A 23,971-nucleotide genomic window follows, 5' to 3' on the forward strand; every position below is an offset into this window, starting at 1 on the left:
GGTTTACAGGGTTTTTATTTTGTTTGAAAATAAAAAATACAATTTAAAATCATCAGGTTGGATTTATTTTATACATAAAAGCTTACAATATGTTAAAAGTATTTTTTAAACTAGGGAAAAGTCATAAACAAAAAAACAATAGCTATTGATTTTCTGCTTGTTATATAAATATATTAAGTAAAGAATTGTTAAATAAAGTTGCAGCAAAAGAATATTAGATTGCTATTAAAAATAGTATAATATATAATTATAAATCCTACTTATGAATAAAAAACTACTATTAAGTTTTGTATTATTTTTCACTTTTTTAATTAATTATGGGCAATCTGCTAGTAATTATTGTTTTTCTGCGAGTACAGGGACATATAATGCTTTAACCGGTTCTACTAATGCAAATGGTATGCCGACAGCTTTAGGTACTGATGATGCAATTTCTAACTCTATATCTTTACCTTTTACTTTTACATTTGGGGGAATTGGGTATAATCAGGTTAAAATATCGAGTAATGGATGGCTTACTTTTGGAGGAGCAACTGATTCACAATATGATAATACATTAGCGAATGCTGAATCATCTAAGCCTATTTTATTTCCATTTTGGGATGATTTACGTTATAATGCCGTACCTAGGTATGTAACATCTGGTACTACGCCTAATCGTATTTTTAAGGTAGAATGGTTACAACAATATTTTTACAGCGGAGGTACAGCTGGAGACGCAATAACATTTCAGGTTTGGCTTTATGAAGGTTCAAATAAAATTGATTATAGATATAGACGGGGATCAGTAAGTCCTGGAGTAATTTCAGCTTCTGTAGGAATTTATGACTCAAAGAGTGGTTATTTAACTTTAAATGACGCAGGAGCGAATCCAACAGCTCAAGCAGGTACATTTACAACTAATATTAATGTAAGACCAGCTACGGGGCAAATTTATAGTTTTTCTCCAAGTGCAACAACCTCAATTGGAACATATAACTTTTGTATTGATAGTAATAATACACAAACTACTGGAAACGTAAATGCGGGGCAATATGCCTTGGTAGATGTTATAAAAGGATATAAATATACATTTACAGTTGGAAATGTATTTACAGCTTTTAGTGAAAAATTGAATCTTTTAGATGCTTCAACAGATTTAGATGTAGTACCTGCAGCTACTAATACCGGAGTAACAGGAACATCTATTGCTAATTGGATTGCTCCATTTTCGGGTCAGATAAAAGTTGTTTTATCTACAGGAAGTTGTGCTAATAATGGAACTATTGGTACAGGAGGTATTACTCTTGTTTTAAATGCAATTGGTAACACACAGGATTCTCAAGCAGTAGCGGGGGCTGATACCTGGAGAGGACATATTTATAACTGGACTGGTTCTACACCTCCAGGAGGCGCTTCTCCTGCTGCACCAGCAGCAACTACACCATTTTCGACTGCAGAATATGCAGGGTATTATGATGAAAGTACAGAATCAATAACTCAAAATTTTGGAGGGGATGATGTTTGTTTTCCTGTTTTTTCAAATGGAGTACAAAGAGCAAGCATTCGTACAGAACAGTTTGCAGTTCGTTATAGGATGACTACAACAAAAACAGGTTGTTATTTAGTTAAAGTTAGAGCAGACGATGGGGTTCGTTTATATGTAGATGGTGTAAAAGTTGTAGATCAATGGCAAGAACAATCACCTACAACTTACTCGAATGTATTAGTTAACCTTACTAATGGCAGTAATTTGATACTAGATTACTATGAAAATAGCGGGGGGAATACGATAGAGTTCAGTATGACACCATTTTTGGCAAGTACTAATACAATTATAGCGCCAGCAGTAACAACTGTTTGTACAGGAGATGTTATTGCGGGACCTATCGATGGATCTGCTTATGCATATAATGGTGCGGGGGTGAATCCTACAATAAAATTTCAATGGCAATCTGCGCCTGACAATGCTGGTGTACCAGGCGCATGGTCTAATGTAACAACAGGTACAGGAATAACTGCTGAGGATTATACACCTGCAGCTATAACAGGTAATACAACTACTAATATTACTTATTATAGACGTAATGTGTCAGCAGTAGCATCTAATGCTTCTAGTTGTAGTTTCGATAGTAACTATGTTTCTATAATTACAAAACCTTCTTTGGTAATTAACACTCAACCAGCTGCTTTAACAATTTGTGAAGGTACAAATGGTTCATTTACTATTGGGACGCCGGCAGGTTTTACTTACCAATGGCAGTATTCGAGTTCAGCTACAGGTCCTTGGACAAATACAGATGGAAGACCTAATGTAACAGGACATAATACAGCGACATTATCATTAACATCTGCATCAGTAGGGTATAATGGAAATTATGTACGTTGTATCGTTTCCAGCGGAAGTTGCTCTACTACATCCAATGTCGTTTTGTTAACGGTATATCCATTACCAACAGCTCCAATTGTAGGAGCTATTACTGTGCCAACTTGCGCTGTTCCAAAAGGAAGTGTTGCTTTGAGTGGATTGCCAGGGGGAGGTTTTTCATGGGAAATAGAAACCAATCCGGTTACAGTTAAAACAACAGGAATAGGAACTAGTACTACTATTACTGGACTTGATCCAAATACATATACATTTACAGTAAAGCATCTTGGCTCAACATGTACATCACTAGCATCACTTTCTGCTGTGGTACCAGTTTTGGAAAGTAATATATGGAATGGGACAGCTTGGTCAAAAGTGTCTGTCCCTACAATTAATGAAAATATTGTATTTGCGGGGAATTTCAACTCTACAGGAAATATAAATGGTTGCTCGTGTCAGGTAAATTCAGGTAGTGCTGTTGTGATAAATTCAGGGCATGTATTAACAATTACAAATGGAGTTGCAGTTTCTGGAGGTACATTAACATTTGAGAATAATGCAAGTTTGATGCAAACAAATAATGTTGCTAATAGTGGTAATATTACTTATAAGCGAATTTCGACTCCAATGATAGCTTTTGATTATTCTTATTGGTCTTCTCCTGTAGATGGGCAATTATTACGTGTTTTATCTCCAAATACATTGCCAGATAAATATCATTCATATAATAATGGATGGGTAGAGGAAAATGGAACAAATATGATGACCTTAGGAAAAGGGTATATTATAAGAGTACCAAATGCAGGGTCATGGGCTATTAATAATGAAAATGTAGTTTATCCTTATGCGCAACCAGTTAGCTTTTTTGGAGTGGCTAATAATGGACCAATAATTGGGGAGACTATTACTAAAGACAATCTTTACTTAATAGGAAATCCATATCCATCGGCATTGGATGCAGATAAATTTTTAACGGCAAATAAAGATATTTTAAATGGAACTATCTATTTCTGGACACACAATACAGCAATAGCCCAAAGCGGACCTTATTATGTTTATACTTCAGATGATTATGCATCATATAATGGAGTTGGAGGGACAGCTACAGTACGAGCAATCTCAGGAGGAGCTACGCCTTCAGGTCAAATAGCTGCTGGACAATCATTTTTTGGTATAGCTACAGGAAATGGAGCTATAAACTACACAAATGCAATGCGTAGTGGGGGGAATAATTCTCAGTTTTTTAAACCATCAAAAACAAATAAAACAACAGATACAGATGAAAAAAGCCGTTTGTGGCTTAATTTAACTAATGTTGGAGGGGTTTTTAAACAAACCCTAATTGGGTATGTTGCGGGAGCTACAAATGGTTATGATAATCTCTATGATGGATTAGCAATGAACAGAAATAGCTATGTTGATTTTTATAGTATTAATAAAACTGACAAATTAGTAATTCAGGGGCGTGCTTTGCCATTTGAACAAACCGACATAGTTCCTTTAGGATATAGTTCGACGAAGGAAGGAGATTTTACTATTGAGATAGATAAAGCCGATGGTTCATTGACAAATCAAGCTATTTATCTGGAAGATAAGAAAACTGCAGTTATACATGATCTAACTCAAAAAGGATATACGTTTAATACCGGAGCAGGAACATTCGATGATCGTTTTGTGTTGCGATATACCAATAAAACATTAGGTACTGGAGAATTTGAGTTGGGAGAGAATGCAATTTTAGTAGCTGTTGCAAATAAAGAAGTTAAAATCAATGCTTTTAGTCTAACAATCGACAAGGTGTTTATTTACGATGTTTCGGGTAAATTGATTTACAAGAAAGAGAAAGTCGGAAATTCTAATTTGGTTATCGAAAATTTAAAATCAAGTAATCAGGTTTTATTGGTAAAAGTAGTTTTAGATAATAAACATACCGAAACCAAGAAAGTGATTTACTAAATACAATTTACGTTATATTTCAAAAACCATTTGTCGAAAGGCAAATGGTTTTTTGTTTTTACGTGAGTTTATAAAAACAGTATTGTAGTATAATTTTTATAAAAATAACCAAAAGTGGGTATTGTCGAGTGAGATTACAATGTTTATTTTTGCAGTAAAATCCTACTTACAATCCAAAGATATATTGTTTTAGGAAATAAACGTTAAAAGAAGATTATTTTGAAAACAAAACAATATTATCTACTGTTCATCGCAAGCTTTATTTTTGTAACTACTAGTAATGCGCAACAAGGTGCTGTAGACACAACGTTTAATACTTATGATGATGGGCATCTTGGAGATGGTTTTGATAATATAGTTAGGACAATCGCTTTACAGTTGGATGGCGATTTAATTGTAGGTGGAGATTATTTAAACTTTAATGGAGCGTCTGCAAATTATTTATGCCGATTAAAACCTGATGGGAGTATAGATAAGGATTTTAATATTGATGCTGGTTTTAACGGGAAAATATATACTTCGTTTATACAAAATGACGGTAAAATAATTATTGGCGGGGCATTTACAACTTATTTAGGAGTAATTTCTAATAGGTTGGTACGTTTAAATCAGGATGGGTCAAGAGATACTAGTTTTAATACAAACGGAGCCGGTAATGGAATTGTTTACGATGTTACACAACAAACAGATGGTAAAATTATTGTTGTAGGTAGTTTTTCACAATACAATGGTGTTGTCGTTAATAGAGTAGTTAGACTAAATCCCAATGGCAGTTTAGACACATCATTTTTAACGGGTTCAGGATCTTTAAAAAATATTACAAATGCTCAAATCCAAACAGATGGAAAAATTATAGTTACAGGAAGTTTCAATATTTTTAATGGAGTAGAATCGAATCATATTATTCGGTTAAATACTGATGGAAGCATCGATAGAACTTTTAATATTGGTACAGGTTTTAATAATGATGTTAGTGCATTGGCATTACAATCAGAGGGTAAAATTTTATTAGGAGGAAAATTTACAACCTACAATGGTGAATCTGCCAATAGAATAATCCGTTTGAATGGTGGTGGAGAAATAGATTCTAGTTTTTTATCTGGTACAGGATTTAGTAATGATGGAGTAGCAGCTATTAAAGTCAATTCGGCAAATGATATAATGATTGGAGGTTCATTTACTGGAAAATATAATGGAGAGTCTGTAAATAGATTGATTTTTTTAGATGCAAATGGCACTATAAAACCCAATTTTGATTCTGGTTCCGGACCAGCTTCAGCATCTGTATTAACTTTAGCAACTAGTAGTGATGGTTCATGGTTTGTAGGAGGTTCATTTTCGGTTTTTGATTCTCAAAATCAAGGAAGATTAGCCAAAATTGATTCAGATGGAGCGTTAGATTCGGGATATCTTACGGCTGGAGTTGGATTTGATAATTCAGTTTCAAAGATAATCTCGTTACAAGATAATAAAGCGATGGTTTTCGGGAGTTTCACAAAATTTAATGGAGAACCATCATTAAGAATAGCTTGTTTACTCGAAGATGGTTCTTCGGATATTGGATTTAATTTAAATGGTTCGGGAGCTAATAATGCAATTAAAACAGCAGTATTACAACCCAATAATAAAATAGTTATTGCAGGTAGCTTTACAAATTACAACGGAAAAATTTGCAACAGGATTACAAGAATTTTAGCAAATGGTAGTATCGATGAAGGTTTTACAATCGGTACGGGATTTAATAATCAAGTCTATGCATTGGCATTGCAGGCAGATTCCAAAATTATTGTTGCAGGAAACTTCACGAGTTATAATGGGATTTCGGCTATAAGGATAGCCCGATTGAAAACAGATGGAACGATAGATTCGGATTTTGTAAGCGGCTTGGGAGCAAATGCGCTAATTGAAGCATTGTTTATCCAGCCAGATGGTAAAATATTAGTAGGGGGTAGATTTGACACTTTTAATGGTCATGTTTCACCAGGATTAGTGCGTTTAAATTCAAATGGAAGTATTGATACTAGTTTTGTTACAGGAATAGGATTTGATAAATATGTTTATGCAATTGCACTACAATCGGATAATAAAATAATTTTAGGAGGTTCATTCTTAGTGTATAATGGAGTTTCCAAAAAAAGGATTGTTAGATTAAATCCCAATGGAAGTTTAGATAATAGCTTTATTATTGGAACAGGGTTTAATAAAGGAGATGTTCGCAGTATTCTGGTTCAGCCTGATGATTGTATTTTGGTAGGAGGAACATTTTCGGGTACGTATAATGAAGTTACTTCAATGCAAATGCTCCGATTGCAAAAGAATGGTTTGTATGATACTTCTTTTCAGGCAAACTTAAATAATACTTTATTTAGTATGTGTTTCACACCCGATTATAAAGTTCTTATTGGAGGGAACTTCAACTCCGTTTCAGGGCAAACAAAACATCGCATTGCTAGGTTAAAATTATGTGTGAATAGTTCTGGTTGGGATGGTTTAAATTGGACAAATGGTTTACCATCGGGAGGAAAAGAATTGGTTTTTCATGACAACTATACTTTTTTAAATTCGGTTAATGCTTGTAGTTGTAGTATTGACGAAGGAAAAATAGTTACCGTTCCAAGAGGTGAAACGCTGGGATTGAGTTTTAATTATTCAGGTTTAGGAACTTTAGTTTTAGAGGATACAGCAGCATTATATCAATCCGATGATGAAATGATAAACACAGGATTTGCTGAGGTAAAAAGAAGAACAACGCCAATTTTAAAATTTGATTATACGTATTGGTCGTCTCCAGTTGAAAATCAGAAATTAATCGATGTGTCTCCAAATACATTATCCGATAAATATTTTTCTTATGATACATCTGTAAATAATTGGAAAGAGGAAAACCCATTAAATAATATGATACTAGGAAAAGGTTATATCATTCGTGGACCACAAGAGTTTTCGGAAATAAATGGCGCATCCTTCGAGGCTGCTTTTAAAGGTATTCCAGTAAATGGTAAAGTTTCTGTCCTGTTGGAAAGTATGGAAGGTTATAATTTAATTGGGAACCCATATCCATCGGCGATTGATGCTAGTATTTTTATATCCCAAAATACAAGTAACATAAACGGGACGCTTTATTTCTGGACTCATAACACTCCGATTACGGACAGAGAATATAACTCCGATGATTATGCTGCATACAATTTGTTGGGAGGAGTTGCAACCAGACCAGCTTTGTCTTCTGGAATAAATACAACCAGACCAGATGGGAATATTAGTTCAGGACAGGCATTTTTTGTAGCAAGTAACGGAACAGGAAAAGCTAATTTTGATAATAGTATGCGAATAATCAATAGGAATTCTAGTTTTTTTAAACCCAGTAAAGTAAATAACTTAGAAAAAGAAAGTTCAGTCGAAAGACATAGAATCTGGTTGAATTTAACGAATAACAAAGGAACGTTTAAACAAATCCTGATTGGTTATATAAATGGGGCAACCGGTTCTTGTAATCCAGTTTTTGATGGAGAAAGTTTTAACGGAAATAAGTTTGTGAATTTTTATAGCATTAAAGTAAATAAGAATTTAGTAATTCAGGCTAAAGCCTTACCATTTGAAGATACCGATTTAGTTCCGTTGGGATATAGTTCGACAATAGCAGGAGATTTCACAATTGCTATCGATAAAGTAGATGGATTGTTATTAAATAGGGAAATTTATTTAGAAGATAAACGAGCCCACATAATTCACAATTTAAGTAAAACTAACTATGCATTTACCACAGAAATTGGAACTTTAGATGATCGCTTTGTATTGCGATATACGAATGAAACTTTGGATACAGGAGAATTTGATGTTGCAGAGAATATAGTTTTAGTTTCTGTTGCAAACAAAGAGATTAAAATCAATGCTTTTAGCGCGACAATCGATAAGGTATTTATTTATGATGTATCGGGAAAGAAGATATATCAAAGAAATAATGTGAATACAAGTCAGTTCGAAACTTATAAGATTAATGCTCTATCGCAAATGGTTATTGTAAAAGTGGAGTTGAAAAATAAAGCAACAATTGTTAGGAAAGTAATGCTTTAGCAAAAGTAAAAATCCTCGTTAAAATTAATTAATGAGGATTTTCTATACGTGTAAATTTAGATTATTTTGCTTTAACCGAAGCTTCCAGGTTTCTTTCGATAGTATGTCCTGGTCTTGACCATTTTGGTTTTTCGCCAAGAGGAGCATATTGAGAATCGGCTGCTTCTACAGTTTCTGGCTGAGAAACTTTTACGAATGGTTTTTGCGGAATCAAACCTAATAAATCAAACATTTTCATATCTTCATGAACATCAGGATTTGGTGTAGTAAGTAATTTATCACCGGCAAAAATAGAATTTGCACCAGCAAAAAAGCACATTGCCTGACCTTCACGACTCATATTAGTTCTTCCGGCAGATAAACGCACTTGAGTTTCTGGCATTATGATTCGGGTTGTAGCAACCATACGAATCATTTCCCAAATTTCAACAGGTTTTTCTTCCTCCATTGGTGTCCCCTCTACAGCAACTAATGCATTAATAGGCACAGATTCTGGTTGTGGATTTAATGTAGAAAGTGCTACTAGCATTCCAGCACGGTCTTCGATACTTTCTCCCATTCCGATAATTCCACCGCTACAAACAGTCACATTGGTTTTACGAACATTCTCAATAGTTTGTAAACGATCTTCGAAACCACGAGTCGAGATTACTTCTTTATAATATTCCTCAGATGTGTCTAAGTTATGATTGTAGGCATATAAACCCGCTTCGGCTAAACGTTGCGCTTGATTTTCGGTAATCATACCAAGTGTACAACATACCTCCATGTCAAGTTTATTAATAGTACGTACCATTTCTAATACTTGATCAAATTCTGACCCGTCTTTTACATTTCTCCATGCAGCTCCCATGCATACACGAGAAGAACCGCTTGATTTAGCACGTAAAGCTTGTGCTTTTACCTGACTAACCGACATTAAATCATTTCCTTCTACACCAGTATGGTAGCGAGCAGCTTGAGGACAATATCCGCAATCTTCTGGGCAACCACCAGTTTTAATAGATAGTAATGTAGATACCTGAACCACATTAGGATCATGATTTACTCTATGAATTGATGCTGCTTCGTAAAGCAAATCCATCATTGGTTTATTATATATAGCTATAATTTCGTCTTTCGTCCAATTATGTTTTGTACTATTCATCTATGCGATTTTTTTGATGCTTCAAAAGTAGTTAAATTGTTCTAATGAATCAATGCAGTATTTCGCAAAATAAAATGCTGATTTTAAGTAATGTTTGTGTAAATTAATATTTAAAAAGAGTTTTTTAAGTATTAATCTGCAGCATATTTATTGTTCCAAAACAACATTAATAACATGGTTACAATTACCGATGAAGCAATACCTTCAAATAATAAACAGATACAATAAGTAGGAACAGAAGGATTACCACCGAACATGAAAGTTGCCGATAGGGTTTTTACATAAGCATCACCGCCTCTGGCATAACTGTAAATAAGTAGTCCTAAAACACTAAGGGCAACACCCACAACCGAAGTTGCCATTGCCGATACAGCATTGGATACAGGATTGGTTTCACCTTCGGCAAGATTCATTTTAATAGTTTTGTTTACACCGTAAAAAATAAATACAACGTTTAGTAAACGCAAGTAAAATAAGTGTGAAAGACCTAAAACACTCATTAATAAAAAATAGACACCAATACCCAGGAATATAAGGATTCCATTGTGTATTTCTTTTGGAAGTTTCATAATGATTATTTTTAAGAAGTTAATACTACTTGTTTGATAGACAGCATAGTGCTTATCAAATTTAGTAAAAAAATCAGTACGATAACATTATGGATATTATAAATAATTTAGAAAATTTATAATTTATGTGTAAAGTCTAGAGCTGTTTGTTTGTCTTTGTTTAATTGTTCTTTTAAAAGATCAACAGAACCAAATTTTTGCTCTTCACGGATATAGTGTAATAAAGAAACTTCAATTTCTAAGTCGTATATGTCTTGATTGAAATCTAGAAAATGGACTTCGATAGATTGTTTTTGACCGTTTACAGTTGGATTAAAACCAATGTTCATCATACCATAAACTACTTTTTCATTGATGATAGATTTTACAATATAAGCTCCATTTTTTGGGATCAACTTGTATTCTTCTTCAATTTTTAGATTGGCGGTTGGGAAACCAATGGTTCTTCCTAGTTGTTTGCCTTTTATGACAGTACCAGTAAGGAAATAATCATAACCTAAATATTCATTGGCAAGAGCCATATTCCCTTCAGTTAATGCATTTCTTATTTTTGTAGAACTTACCGATACATCTTTTATTTCTTGTGCCGAAATTTGTTCTACTTCAAAACCATATTGTTCACCAAAAGCGATTAGATCATCAATGTTTGCAGTTCGGTTTCTGCCAAAACGATGATCGTGACCAATAATTATTTTTTGAATATGAAATTGATTTACTAAAATCGAACTAACAAAATCCTCTGCGGTTAATCTCGAAAAACTTTCGTTGAAAGGATGGATAACAAGATTTTCAATTCCTGTGTTTTCTAAAAGTTTTGTTTTTTCGGCAATTGTATTTAGTAATTTTATTTCTGATTTTTCCTGTAATACCATTCTTGGATGCGGAAAAAAAGTAAGAACTAAACTCTCATATTTGCCATCTTCGGTATTTTGACTAATCTTTTCAAGTATTTTTTTGTGACCAATATGAACACCGTCAAAGGTGCCAAGAGTTAATATTGTTTTCTTGACTGACTGAAAATCGTTTATAGAATGAAAGAGCTTCAAAGCAAATAGTTTAAGATGATGCAAATTTATAGTATCTATTTTAAATCTAATAATAAGAAGAATTGATTTTTTAATAGATAGTAATCTTTTTGTAAAAATACTTTTATTTGACGATTTTATGCAATTACTTAACGATTAAATCTTTTTATTAGATTTAATTAATTTAATTTTGAATTTTAAATATTTCTAGACATGAAAAAAACTATACTTCTTTTGTTAATTATATTCAGTTCTGTTGGAATTCAGGCTCAAAGTAATGAATTATGGAAAAAAGTTAGTCAAAATACTACCTCGGTTACAGGAAGAGAAAGTATAGATTCTGATGACAGGGGAAAGATTATTTATAAGTTGGATGAGGTTTTTTTAAAAGAAAAACTTGCAAAAATTCAGCTTAGAACAGATAAAAGAAACACAGTCGAAATTACAATTCCTAATATGGAAGGTACTTTTGAAAAATATACTGTTTGGGAATCTTCTAATTTTGAACCCGAATTACAAGCAAAATACCCAGATATTAGGGCTTATGAAGGAATAAGTGTTAAGGATAAAAACGCAAAAATCCATTTTAGTGTTTCTCCTTTGGGAATTCAAACAATGGTTTTAAGAGCCGATAATGCTTCCGAATTTATAGAACCAATTACTGCAAATACTAGTGAGTATGTATTGTTTACTGCCAAGAGTAGAGATAAAGCAAGTTTACCTTTAACTTGTAAGACAAAAGATGTAGCACTAAACCAGGACTTAATAAAAAAAACAGCCAAAATTGCGGCTAACAATAAAGTATTTAAAACAATGCGATTAGCGCTTTCTTGTACTGGTGAGTATGCGGCTTATTTTGGTGGTACAAAGGGAGATGCTTTGGCGGCAATGAATGCTACAATGACAAGAGTTAATGGAGTTTTTAATAAAGATTTAGCTTTAAAATTAATTATAATTGCTAATAATGATGCAGTTATTTATACAAATGCAGCAACAGATCCTTATTCGGATGCTGCTGCTGGAGTAAAAGGAGAATGGAATCAGCAAGTTCAAACTACTTTAACAAATGTTATAGGGGAGAATGCATATGATATTGGACATTTATTTGGTGCATCCGGAGGTGGTGGAGATGCTGGATGTGTTGGATGTGTATGTGTAGATTTTTCCAAAGGAAGTGGCTATACATCTCCATCTGATAGAAAACCACAAGGAGATACTTTCGATATTGATTTTGTAGCACATGAACTGGGGCATCAATTAGGAGGAAATCATACTTTTTCTTATGCTATAGAAGGTACAGGAGTTAATGTAGAACCAGGCAGTGGATCTACAATTATGGGATATGCTGGAATTACAGGTGATTATGATATTCAAGACAACTCTGATGATTATTTTGCATATGTTAGTATTTTACAAATTCAGGATAATCTGGCTACAAAATCTTGCCCAGTCAATATAGCTTTAACAAATAATCCTCCTGTAATTAATGCAGGTGCCGATTATACAATTCCATATAGTACAGCTTTCGTGTTAAAAGGTACAGGTTCTGATCCCGATGGCGATTCGGTTAGTTATTGTTGGGAAGAAAACGATTCGGCTATTACTACATCAGGAGCTAATAGTTTAGCTGTTCCTTCAAAACCAGATGGGCCTTTATTCAGATCAATTCGTCCGTCAAGTTCACCTATTCGTTATATGCCGGATTTTGATATTGTCCTTTCGGGGAAGTTATCATCAACTTGGGAGTCGGTTCCATCAATTGCCAGAACATTGCATTTTACATTAACAGGACGTGATAATGCTGCTGCAGGTACTGCGCAAACAAACACTGATGAGATGATTGTTAATGTGAGTAGTAAAGTTGGTCCATTTGTAGTAACATCTCAAAATACGGATGATGTGGGATGGCTTCATGGAACAAGTCAAATAGTAACCTGGGATGTAAAAAACACCAACACACTGGCAGGGTCTGCTAATGTAAACATAAAACTTTCGATAGATGGAGGTTTGACATTTCCTATTGTTTTGGCCGCTAATACTCCAAATGATGGTTCGCAAACTGTAGCCGTACCAGAGGATGTAACAGCTACAAATTGTAGAATTTTAATTGAGCCTACGGCAAATATATATTATGCTGTAAACAGTAAGTCATTTGCGATAGGCTACAAAGTTGTTTCTTCATGTACTATTTATCCTTTTAATGCGGGTTTTGCAATACCAAATGCATTAGCATATACAACCAGAACCATTACTGTGCCAGCTGGAACTGGAATTGTTTCGGATGTAAATGTATCTGTTGGATTAACACATACAAGATTTTCTGATGTGGAGATGCAAATAGTAAACCCACAAGGAACATCGGTGAGATTGTTTAATAGAAATTGTGGAGATACGAGTGGAAGTTTGTTGTTGAAATATGATGATCTGGGAGATTCGTTGAATTGTTCTATGTCGACTTTGCAAACTGTAACCCCAACAGATTTGTTGAGTATTTTTAATAATGAAGATTCAACAGGAACCTGGACACTTAAGGTAAGAGATGCTTATGTAGGAAAGGATGGAAAATTAGATTCGGCTTCGATAGAGATTTGCACCAAAGAATATACTTTGCAAACAGAAGACGTTGTTCAGGTAAAAGACCTTATCGCTTCGCCTAATCCAAACAAAGGAGATTTTGTTATTGCTTTTAAATGTGAATCAACTACAGGAGTTAGAGTTTTTATATATAACGATGCGGGTAAAGAGATTTACCGTAATTCATATGATAGTATGCCAAATTTTAAGCAAAACATTCTATTAAATAATCGTGTAGAAACAGGAGTCTATTTCTTGGTTATTTATGATGGAGATAGAAAAATGGTAAAAAAGGTGGCTTTTGAATAAATATAAAAGAAGCACTTTAGGAGTGCGCCATTGTCATACAAACAATACTTATTTTGGCGCCAGGGATTTTAAGTAATGCACGTGAGCAAACTTCTAGTGTTGCTCCAGTTGTAATTACATCATCGATAAGTAAGAAATGTTTGTTATGGTCTTTTTCTGTAAAGGAAACATCAAATATTTCTTTTAAATCTTCAGATCTTCCCAAAAGATTTTTCTTAGATTGAGTTTTGGAATATTTGGATCTAAATAAGAGCGTATCGTTATAATCAATATTTAGACCAGTCGAAAGAGCAATGCCAAAAGTAGCTACCTGATTATAACCTCTTTCATTGTATTTTTTGCGATGTAATGGAACAGGAATTACCATGTCAAAAGGTACAGCTAAGTCTAAAACTTTTAAATCTTCGGCATGCCATTCTCCGAACATAGTACCAATATTTTGATGCCCTTTGTATTTTAAATTATGAATAAGTTCTTGTACGATTCCTTTTTTATTAAAATATAAAAAAGCAGAAACGTGTTCGACTTCAATTTTTCCGTAAAATTTTTTGAAAGCTTCATTTTCTGGATTCAAATAATATTGCGTAAGAGGCATTTCGTGTCTGCAAGAAGTACAAATTATAGCTTCATTTGCCATTAAAAACGAGTGGCATCCTGCACAGGCTTTTGGAAAAAACAGGTTAATTATATGATTAAACACAAATAGAAAGGTTTTATTTACAAAAATATGAAAATGAATTCTTCAATCTTTGTAATTTTTCTTTTTTTTAATGGTACTTTTTATATTTTTGCATTACTATGGCAAAACAAGAAGATTTATTTAAGAATGTAGTTTCGCACGCAAAAGAGTACGGATTTATTTTTCCGTCAAGCGAAATATACGATGGTTTAAGTGCAGTATATGATTATGCGCAAAACGGAGTAGAATTAAAGAAGAACATACGCGAATATTGGTGGAAATCGATGGTTCAAATGAACGAGAATATCGTTGGACTTGATGCTGCGATATTAATGCATCCTACAACTTGGAAAGCCTCAGGCCACGTAGACGCATTTAATGATCCATTAATAGATAACAAAGATTCTAAAAAAAGATATAGAGCAGATGTTCTGGTAGAAGACTATGCTGAAAAGCTAAATCTAAAAGCTAAAAAAGAAATCGAAAAAGCGAGTGCTCGTTTTGGAGACGCATTCAATGAGCAGGAATTTGTAACTACAAATGCCAGAGTAATTGAATATTTAGCAAAAGAAAAAGAAATTAGAGAACGTCTAGGACGCTCTTTAGGTAATGGAGATTTAGAAGATGTTAAAGCATTAATCGAAGAACTGGAAATTGCTGATCCGGAAACAGGTTCTAGAAACTGGACAGAAGTACGTCAGTTTAATTTAATGTTTGGTACTAAACTAGGTGCTTCAGCCGATTCTGCAATGGACTTGTATTTAAGACCAGAAACAGCTCAGGGTATTTTTGTGAATTTTTTAAATGTACAAAAATCCGGACGAATGAAAGTTCCTTTTGGAATTGCACAAACAGGTAAAGCATTTAGAAACGAAATTGTTGCAAGACAATTTATTTTCCGTATGCGTGAATTTGAACAAATGGAAATGCAATTTTTTGTACGCCCAGGAGAAGAAATGCAATGGTACGAACACTGGAAAACGACACGTTTAAATTGGCATTTATCTTTAGGATTAGGAAAAGAAAATTACCGTTTTCATGATCATGAAAAGTTAGCGCACTATGCTAATGCTGCTGCCGATATTGAATTTAATTTTCCTTTTGGATTTAAAGAATTAGAAGGAATTCATTCCCGTACCGATTTTGATTTAAAAGCCCATGAGCAATTTTCTGGTAGAAAACTACAGTATTTTGATGCAGAATTAAATCAAAATTATGTTCCCTACGTAGTAGAAACTTCAGTAGGATTGGACAGAATGTTCTTGGCAGTTTTTGCTACTTCATTAAAAGAAGAAACTTTGGAAGATGGTTCGACAAGGACAGTCTTGAAATTGCCAGCTGTTTTGGCTCCGACAAAAGCTGCAGTTTTACCATTGGTGAAGAAAGATGGATTACCAGAAATTTCTAAGAAAATCATCGAAGATTTAAAATGGGATTTCAACGTTTCTTATGATGAGAAAGATGCAGTAGGAAGACGTTACAGAAGACAGGATGCATTAGGAACTCCATTTTGTATTACTGTAGATCACCAGACTATCGAAGATCAAACAGTAACAATTCGTCATAGAGATACGATGAAACAAGATCGTGTTGCTATTGCCGATTTGAAATCAATCATTGAAAACGAGGTTTCTATGAAAAACTGGTTAATGAAAATGTAAAAAAGCGATCAAATTATTAAATTGATGTTTAAATATAAAAAAGCTTCTCATGTAAATTGAGGAGCTTTTTTGGTTTAAGTCTGTTTTTCTTTTTTAAACATGAAAAAAATACAGATAAAATGTTAATAGAAGTTTTATTTTGTGTACTTCATCGGATATATTTGCATTTCATCTTTATATGTTAACATTTGTTGAAAATATGTTAACAATGAAATGTTTAAAAAAGGTAAATATGTAATTTTGGTTGCTTAATTAAAACTGAAAACAAGTTTTTGTTGTTGAAAATATATTATAAAAGATAAATTTGCAGATAATTATCGGTTGGCTTTACAATGTCGTTAAATAATACCACTAAATCAACAAAAGGATTGAAAAATTATTCATACATTATTATTGATGATAATCAAGAAAGTGTTCTAAAAACCAAGGAAATAGCCGATAGTTTTTCAGAGCTTATTTTTGTTGCCAGCGCCAATACATATCAACAAGGATTGAATCTTGTTTTGGAATATTGCCCGAATCTTATTTTTTTGGAAATTGATCCAGAGAACAGTACAAGTAATCTTTCGTTAATGTTTGTTAACGAATTGCATCGCTTTTTGCGAATAGTACCCAAGATTATTGTTACTACGGTAAAAAAAGATTTAGCCTTTGATGCAATTAAGCATGGAGTGATAGATTATTTATTAAAACCGCTGGAACGGAAAGATGTGCTTAAAACTATTTTAAAATTAAATAAACCAAATCACGAAGTCAGCTTAATTACTAAGCAAACTATTTTGGATTATGAAGAATCTTCTAAAATAGATGTTAAAGAATTACAAAACGTAAGTCAGGCACTAGTATTGTGTGTTAAATCATATGGAGATTATCGATACATTCAGGCTAAGGATATCATGTACATTCAGGCAGATAATAATTCGACGGATATATATTTAAATACAGGCGAAATGATAACGGCTTTTAAGACTTTGAAGTATTTTGAAGCCATTTTATTACACCCCTTTATACGTATACACAACAGTTATATCATTAACCGAAATTATATAGCAAGGATACATACTGGAAACTCAGTGTGTTACATAAAAAATTCTTTAAAAAAGCTTCCTTTTTCTAAAACTTATAAGAAAAATATAGAGATAATAATTGCCGAGTTTGCCAAGGGGTACTATATAGAGGTCTAGAAGTTAAGTGTTTACACGCATTTGACCTACGTACACTATTGTACGAATACATTCTACCATATATGCGGTTTTATTGACCTGAGCAGGGGATAACAGTACTAATTTTACACCATGATTTAGCAAGAAGCGATCATTAAAACGTAAAAAAAACACTAACATAAAGTACCCCTTATCATGAAAAAATCAATCGCAACAATTACATTATTATCTTTAGTATTAGTAGCAACTTCTTTTACTACTCCAGAAACTACAAATAGTTCATTAAATTCACAAAATGAGATAATAGCACCTATTGATGGTGGCGCAGCAGGAGGAGGAAGAAAACAAGATAATGGTTATATGGCAGATTTATCTACAACGAACAGTTATAGACAACCTATTGATGGTGGTGCAGCAGGAGGAGGAAGAAAACAAGATATTTATAGCGCAGATTTATCTGCAACGAACAGTTACAGACAACCTATTGATGGTGGTGCAGCAGGAGGGGGAAGAAAACAAGACTAGAACACTAATAATTTATATAAAAAAAAGGCTGTTAATTTTTTAACAGCCTTTTTTTATGTCTATAGTTTTAGTATTTTTGATAAAACTCAAAAATTATATTGAAAAATAACTACTATATACTATTGTTTTTATTGGTTGTTTTTTTTGGCTGTACCAAGAAAAGCATTGTCGATAATTATATGGCTCCCTCTGTAGATAGTTTGTCCTTTTATTTGTCATCGGCAAATGATATCAACGTGTCATTTAAGTCTAAACAAGAATATAATAAAAAAGCATTCGATATAATTATCAACTTGAAAGATGATTCTCTTAATAGAGTAAATTTATTTAAAGTTGCCAATCGGTATTACAATATGAGTGATTGGAATGCATATAGGGAAACATCCAAATTCATACTAGAACGATCAAAAAGTAACCATGATACGGTTAATATGGCCAAAGCCTATACTTATTTAGGGGACTATTATGGTTTTAAAACAGTTCCTGATAGTGCTTTTATGAATTATAATAAGGCAGAGAAATTATATATCCGGATCAACGATGACTACAATCTTGCCAAAACTTTTTTGAGTAAGGCAACTCTGCAATATAACGTAAGTGATTTTTTTGAGAGTGAAATAATGGTTTTTAAAGCGTTGCGGCTTTTGAAACGTCTGAAAAAAACAGATAATTTACTGTATGATTCCTACAATCTTTTAGGGATATTATACAATGAACGAGAAGAATATGACAAGGCGTTGGAATTTAATAATAAGGCTTTGGTTATTCTTGAAGATAATAAATCTATCCCATTAGATCTTCAGTTAAAAGCTACTTCGCTAAATAATATTGGCTTTGTTTATTTAAGTATGCATAATTATAAAGAAGCAAAAAAATATTTTGAAAAGGGGGTAGAACAAAAAAACTTATTTAAAGAAAGGCTTACATTATATGCTATATTGTGTAATAATTTGGCTTACGCTAAATTTAAGCTGAATGAGTCTGAAGGACTTCCAGACCTGTTTTATAAAGCTTTAAAAATTAGGGATAGTTTAGGTCTGATACCAGGAGTCGTATCTAGTAAAATATATTTGTCTGAGTATTTTGCCTACAAAAAAGATACTCTTAAGGCGTTGCAATATGCTAAAGAAGCACTTAAGTTATCCCGGAATTCGAATAGATTAACAAATAGACTTGAGACACTTAAGCAAATAGCAGTTGTAGATCCAACAAATGCATCAGTTTATTCGAAAGAATATATACAGATAAATGAAAAAGCACAAAAAGCCGAAAGAAAGATGGGAGAGAAATTTTCCCGAATAGAATATGAAACTAATGAAATAAAAGATGAAAATACGAGTTTAAATATCCAGAATAGGACATTGATATACGTTTTTAGTATCTGTGCTTTATTGGGATTCTTTGTTTATGTTTATATGATACAAAAGGCGAAGAACAGAGAGCTTCTTTTTAAGCAACAACAACAGATTGCCAATGAAGATATTTATAATTTGATGATTTCACAGCAAAATGCAATTGAGGCAAGCAGGATTAAAGAGAAAAACAAAGTAGCTCAGGATTTACATGATGGAATTTTGGGCAGGATGTTTGGAATTAGGATAAGTTTAGATAGCCTGGATAAATTGGATGATGCGACAGCAGCAGTAAAACGCAAAAAATATTTATCGGATTTAAGAGAGATTGAGCAAGATATTCGTGAAATCTCACATGATTTGAATAAAGAAAAATCTGAGTTGATTAATAATTTTGTTGCTATTCTTGATAAATTACTAGAGAATCAAAGAGTTACTTTTGACTCAGAATTAATTTCGAGCATAGATTCGAGTATTAAATGGGAATTGATAAATAATACGATTAAAATAAACTTGTATAGAATTATTCAGGAGGCATTACAAAACTGTAATAAATATGCAAAGGCAAAGACAATAAAAGTCGAGCTTAAAAATGAAATAAATTATTTGTCTTTATCAATAAGTGATGATGGAGTAGGATTTAATGTAAATAGAGCAAAAAAAGGAATAGGTTTGCAAAACATTTTCTATCGAACCAAAGAGTGCAATGGAACGGTTGACATTAAATCGAATAAAATAAATGGGACTATTATAGAAATTAAAATTCCGATTGATCAAAAAATAAACTTACAACATAATAACAATTGATAAAGCTACCGTGGAAATTATTAAAAACAATATATTAATAGTCGATGATCATCCTTTTATAATCGAAGGATATAAAAATGCAATTACAAGATATAATCCTAAGGATTATGATTTTGAAATCATGCAGGCCAAAGATTGTAAGTCTGGTTACGAAGTGATTATGGATCCTGGAACTGCAGATTTTGATGTTGCATTTTTAGATATTAGCATGCCTGCTTACGAAGAAAAGGAAATATATTCGGGAGAAGATTTGGCAAAATTAATCATGGATCATATGCCAAATTGTAAAATAATTTTGCTAACCATGTACACCGAATTACTCAAGATAAAAACAATCATTAGAACAATTAATCCTAGTGGGTTAGTTATAAAAAATGATTTAACATTTGATGAATTGTTATATGCTTTTGATAAAGTAATGAAAAACCACACTTATTATAGCCAGTCGGTGGTAGAGATGTTGAAGAAGTCTCCAAAAGATTCAATAGAAATAGATCAGTTTGATGAACAGATTCTTTTTCATTTATCCAAAGGAACTAAAATAGACGAGATACCGCATTATATTCCGATTTCATTAAAAGCAATAATAAGAAGGATCGTAAATTTGAAAGAATTACTCAATATAAAAACCGGGATGGATGATGATTTGGTAAAAGTAGCCAAAAGTAAAAAATTGATATAGAAAATATAAATACAAAAAAAGACATCTGAAGAGATGTCTTTTTTTGTATAAAATCTATTCGCTTAAAGCGTCCCATCCTCTGGCTTTTAAAGCAATTTTGGTATTGGCACGTGTTACCAAATGAATGCCTTCACTTTCTTGTGTCATATGACCAATAATTGAGAAATTTGGATTTGCTTTTATTTTTTCAAAATCGTCCATGGCAATAGTAAATAGTAATTCATAATCTTCGCCACCATTTATAGCCACAGTTGTACTGTCTATATTAAACTCTTCACAAACATTGATAAATTGTGGATCTAGGGGTAATTTATCTTCATATAAATTACAGCCTACTTTTGATTGTTTGCACAAATGAATAATTTCCGAAGATAATCCATCAGAAATATCGATCATAGATGTTGGTTTAACTTCCAGAGCATGTAATAATGTACGTACATCTTTACGGGCTTCAGGTTTTAATTGACGCTCTATTAAATATGTATAAGCATCCAAATCAGGTTGAGAATTAGGGTTTACCTGAAAAACTTGTTTTTCTCTTTCTAAAACTTGTAATCCCATATAGGCAGCACCAATATCGCCGGTTACTACCAGTAAATCGGTCTCTTTAGCACCATTTCTATATACAATTTCATTTTCATCGGCTTCACCAATTGCTGTGATACTAATGATTAATCCTTTTTGGGAAGAAGTAGTATCTCCGCCTATTACATCTATGTTATATTCTGTGGCAGCATGATTTATTCCTGCAAATAATTCTTCAAGGGCTTCTAGTGGAAAACGATTAGAAACGGCAACAGAAACGGTTATTTGCGTGGGCTTAGCGTTCATGGCACAAATGTCTGACACATTTACGACCACTGCTTTGTAGCCTAAATGTTTTAAAGGCATGTAAGCTAAATCAAAATGTACACCTTCGATTAATAAATCTGTAGAAACAACTACTTTTTTATCTTTAAAATCTAGTACAGCTGCATCGTCGCCAATACTTTTAAATGTAGATTCTTGTTTAACATCAAAGTTTCGTGTTAAGTGCTCAATTAGGCCAAATTCACCTAATTGTGCTATGCTGGTACGTTGTGGGTTTTTATCTTCAATCATTTTGTTACGATACTAAATTTCTTAGATGCAAAGGTACAAAGATGTAAAGGTTTTGACTAATTAAAAAGAAGCCCATTTATTAGAGTGATTTGTTCTAGGCGAAATTTGCTTTGTTAGTCAGTTTTTTATTTAAATATATAGCTTACTTAAACAAAAGTTTTATATTGAATGTTTCTATGTCGCTGTATTTTAGTAGTTTGTTTTTTATTTTTGAAATATTTTTGAAAAATAAAAACACTACTGACAAACTGTTGTCACGAGCTCAGTTTACTTTTGAAGTAATAAAAAATCAAACCTTTAAAATTATGAAAACACTAGCAGCACAAGTTATTACTCCAGAAGATTTATTAAAACATTGGCAAGGGCATCGTGCATTGACACGTCATGTGATTGAAGCCTTTCCGGAGAAAGATTTTTTTGAATTTTCTATCGGTGGTATGCGTTCTTTTTCAAAATTAACAGATGAGCTTTTGGCCATTGCTGCACCAGCTTTAAAAAGTATTGTAGAAAGAGAAAGTCAGCCTTTTAAAGAAGGAGAAGAAAAATTAATCTTTAAAGCGCAATATCTTCAAAAATGGGATGAATCTACAGATGAGATTAATCAATATTGGGAAAAATTGACTATAGAAGATTTTAATGAAAACTTTAATTTATTCGGGCAATATGAATTTCCGATTGTTCAGAACATCCTGTATTTTATAGATAATGAAGTACATCACAGAGGTCAAGGGTACGTTTATTTGCGTGCTTTGGGTATTGAACCTCCTTTTTTCTGGGAAAGATAATTACTAAAACTCCTAAGATGAAATTTCATCTTAGGAGTTTTTTTATAGTAGTCTATTTTTGTTTAATTCCAATAATTCCAGAACGCGATGTTTTAATCTTTCGGGTTCTAATATCTTTGCATAATCTCCAAACATTAAATACCAACGAGAAAAACCCTGCTCAATATCTCGTGACATAAAAGTCATTTCAATTTGACCATCTATTTCTTTCTCAGAAATGAAGCCATGATATTTTTGTTCGAATGAAAGGTATTTGGCTATTTTTTTATCCACAAGAATTTTAACTTTTGTTGTAGGGAAAGCTTCCCCTTTGTTTAAGTAAGTTTCTAGTGAATCATGCTCTAATGTAAAACACTTTTCTGTTTTCTTAATTCCATGAACTCGATCGGTTCTAAACTGACGGTAATCACTTCGCAAATGGCAATATCCTATAACATACCAATTGTTGTGATCGTGAAAAATTCCAACAGGCTCAATGTTTCTTTCGATAATATCGTCTGAATTGAAAGTTTGATAAGAAAGAATAACTTGTATTTTCTCGGCAATACTTTCAAAGAGTATGGCTAATGTATTTGGTGATTTATCATTAAATAGCTTTTCTGCAGATTGCATTAAAACATTAGATTCGATTGTCGAAACCCAATCTTTATCATCGCTTTTAAGTACCGCTTTTAATTTGTACATAGCCGAAGCATAATGATTTCCCAGAGCTTTATCGATGAATTTTTGCATGAGTTTTTCGGCAGCAATAAAGCTACTGGCTTCTTCTCGGGTAAACATTACAGGAGGTAAACGATAACCTTCCATTAAAGCATAACCAACGCCAGCTTCACTATATATAGGAACTCCGGATGCTTCTAGAGTACGAATGTCACGATAAATAGTTCTTAGGCTTACTTCGAAACGATTGGCTAATTCTTGTGCTTTTACAATCTTTTTTGACTGTAATTGAATAAGAATCGCGACAATACGGTCAAATCGCTTAGGGGTTTCATCGAGCATTTTTTTAGGTTGAAGGGTTTTGAGTGGTAAAGATACAAAGGTTAATTTTATTTGTTGAAAGCATGAAATAAAAGGGATGCCTTTTATTGAATGGATTGTAGAAATAGTTTGCGTAGAGGCGCATAGCAGTGCGTCTTCGCAACTGAATCTATGTAGTATGTTCAAAGCCCAATAACGATAGTTATTGGGCTTTTCTATATTTTATTTTTTGTA

General features: G+C 32.9%; 15 protein-coding genes. 9 read left to right on the plus strand and 6 right to left on the minus strand.

The genetic code is table 11. The features are described 5' to 3' along the window. Positions 1–262: 262 nt before the first annotated feature. Both OIU83_RS08550 and OIU83_RS08555 read left to right on the plus strand, forming a co-directional pair. Entirely contained in the window at positions 263–4,303 is a 4,041-nt protein-coding gene (locus OIU83_RS08550) for a T9SS sorting signal type C domain-containing protein (protein WP_264205832.1), read from the plus strand. A gap of 219 nt (positions 4,304–4,522) precedes the next feature. Then, complete coding sequence (locus OIU83_RS08555; RefSeq protein WP_264205833.1) at positions 4,523–8,377, plus strand: T9SS sorting signal type C domain-containing protein; 3,855 nt, start codon at positions 4,523–4,525, stop codon at positions 8,375–8,377. Positions 8,378–8,438: 61 nt separating this feature from the next. Here OIU83_RS08555 and bioB read toward each other — a convergent pair whose 3' ends face one another. The 3 genes from bioB to OIU83_RS08570 form a co-directional block, all read right to left on the minus strand. Continuing rightward, positions 8,439–9,524, minus strand: coding sequence for a biotin synthase BioB (gene bioB / locus OIU83_RS08560; protein ID WP_264205834.1), 1,086 nt, complete (start codon positions 9,522–9,524; stop codon positions 8,439–8,441). 131 nt (positions 9,525–9,655) lie between these two features. Next, positions 9,656–10,093 carry a hypothetical protein gene (locus OIU83_RS08565; RefSeq protein WP_264205835.1) on the minus strand — a complete coding sequence of 146 codons (438 nt, stop codon included), beginning with the start codon at positions 10,091–10,093 and terminating at the stop codon, positions 9,656–9,658. 116 nt (positions 10,094–10,209) lie between these two features. Then, entirely contained in the window at positions 10,210–11,139 is a 930-nt protein-coding gene (locus OIU83_RS08570; protein WP_264205836.1) for a bifunctional riboflavin kinase/FAD synthetase, read from the minus strand. Between the two features lie 192 nt (positions 11,140–11,331). On the opposite strand from OIU83_RS08570, the gene OIU83_RS08575 reads away from it, so the two are divergent. After that, on the plus strand, positions 11,332–14,001 hold the full coding sequence (locus tag OIU83_RS08575) for a reprolysin-like metallopeptidase (RefSeq protein ID WP_264205837.1): 2,670 nt from the start codon (positions 11,332–11,334) through the stop codon (positions 13,999–14,001). Positions 14,002–14,017: 16 nt separating this feature from the next. On the opposite strand, the gene OIU83_RS08580 is transcribed toward OIU83_RS08575, so the two are convergent. Beyond that, positions 14,018–14,701: a ComF family protein gene (locus OIU83_RS08580; protein ID WP_264205838.1), complete on the minus strand. Its 684-nt coding sequence runs from the start codon at positions 14,699–14,701 to the stop codon at positions 14,018–14,020. Between the two features lie 98 nt (positions 14,702–14,799). On the opposite strand from OIU83_RS08580, the gene OIU83_RS08585 reads away from it, so the two are divergent. The 5 genes from OIU83_RS08585 (at position 14,800) to OIU83_RS08605 (ending at position 20,870) form a co-directional block, all read left to right on the plus strand. Next, positions 14,800–16,341 carry a glycine--tRNA ligase gene (locus OIU83_RS08585; RefSeq protein ID WP_264205839.1) on the plus strand — a complete coding sequence of 514 codons (1,542 nt, stop codon included), beginning with the start codon at positions 14,800–14,802 and terminating at the stop codon, positions 16,339–16,341. Between the two features lie 368 nt (positions 16,342–16,709). Further along, positions 16,710–17,525 (plus strand): LytR/AlgR family response regulator transcription factor, encoded by an 816-nt coding sequence (locus OIU83_RS08590; protein ID WP_264205840.1) that lies wholly within the window; start codon positions 16,710–16,712, stop codon positions 17,523–17,525. Positions 17,526–17,699: 174 nt separating this feature from the next. Next, positions 17,700–18,029: a 3-oxoacyl-ACP reductase gene (locus OIU83_RS08595; protein ID WP_264205841.1), complete on the plus strand. Its 330-nt coding sequence runs from the start codon at positions 17,700–17,702 to the stop codon at positions 18,027–18,029. Between the two features lie 98 nt (positions 18,030–18,127). Then, positions 18,128–20,188 carry a tetratricopeptide repeat-containing sensor histidine kinase gene (locus OIU83_RS08600; RefSeq protein WP_264205842.1) on the plus strand — a complete coding sequence of 687 codons (2,061 nt, stop codon included), beginning with the start codon at positions 18,128–18,130 and terminating at the stop codon, positions 20,186–20,188. Positions 20,189–20,198: 10 nt separating this feature from the next. After that, entirely contained in the window at positions 20,199–20,870 is a 672-nt protein-coding gene (locus OIU83_RS08605) for a response regulator (protein ID WP_264205843.1), read from the plus strand. 54 nt (positions 20,871–20,924) lie between these two features. Here OIU83_RS08605 and thiL read toward each other — a convergent pair whose 3' ends face one another. After that, on the minus strand, positions 20,925–21,971 hold the full coding sequence (gene thiL / locus OIU83_RS08610; protein WP_264205844.1) for a thiamine-phosphate kinase: 1,047 nt from the start codon (positions 21,969–21,971) through the stop codon (positions 20,925–20,927). 305 nt (positions 21,972–22,276) lie between these two features. On the opposite strand from thiL, the gene OIU83_RS08615 reads away from it, so the two are divergent. After that, positions 22,277–22,756 carry a DinB family protein gene (locus OIU83_RS08615; RefSeq protein WP_264205845.1) on the plus strand — a complete coding sequence of 160 codons (480 nt, stop codon included), beginning with the start codon at positions 22,277–22,279 and terminating at the stop codon, positions 22,754–22,756. Positions 22,757–22,798: 42 nt separating this feature from the next. Here OIU83_RS08615 and OIU83_RS08620 read toward each other — a convergent pair whose 3' ends face one another. After that, the gene (locus OIU83_RS08620) at positions 22,799–23,758 is read right to left on the minus strand and encodes a helix-turn-helix transcriptional regulator (RefSeq protein ID WP_264205846.1); all 960 of its coding nucleotides are present in this window, start codon (positions 23,756–23,758) and stop codon (positions 22,799–22,801) included. Positions 23,759–23,971: the final 213 nt, after the last annotated feature.

Origin of the sequence: Flavobacterium shii (assembly GCF_025847235.1) — a bacterium.
Lineage (GTDB): Bacteria > Bacteroidota > Bacteroidia > Flavobacteriales > Flavobacteriaceae > Flavobacterium > Flavobacterium shii.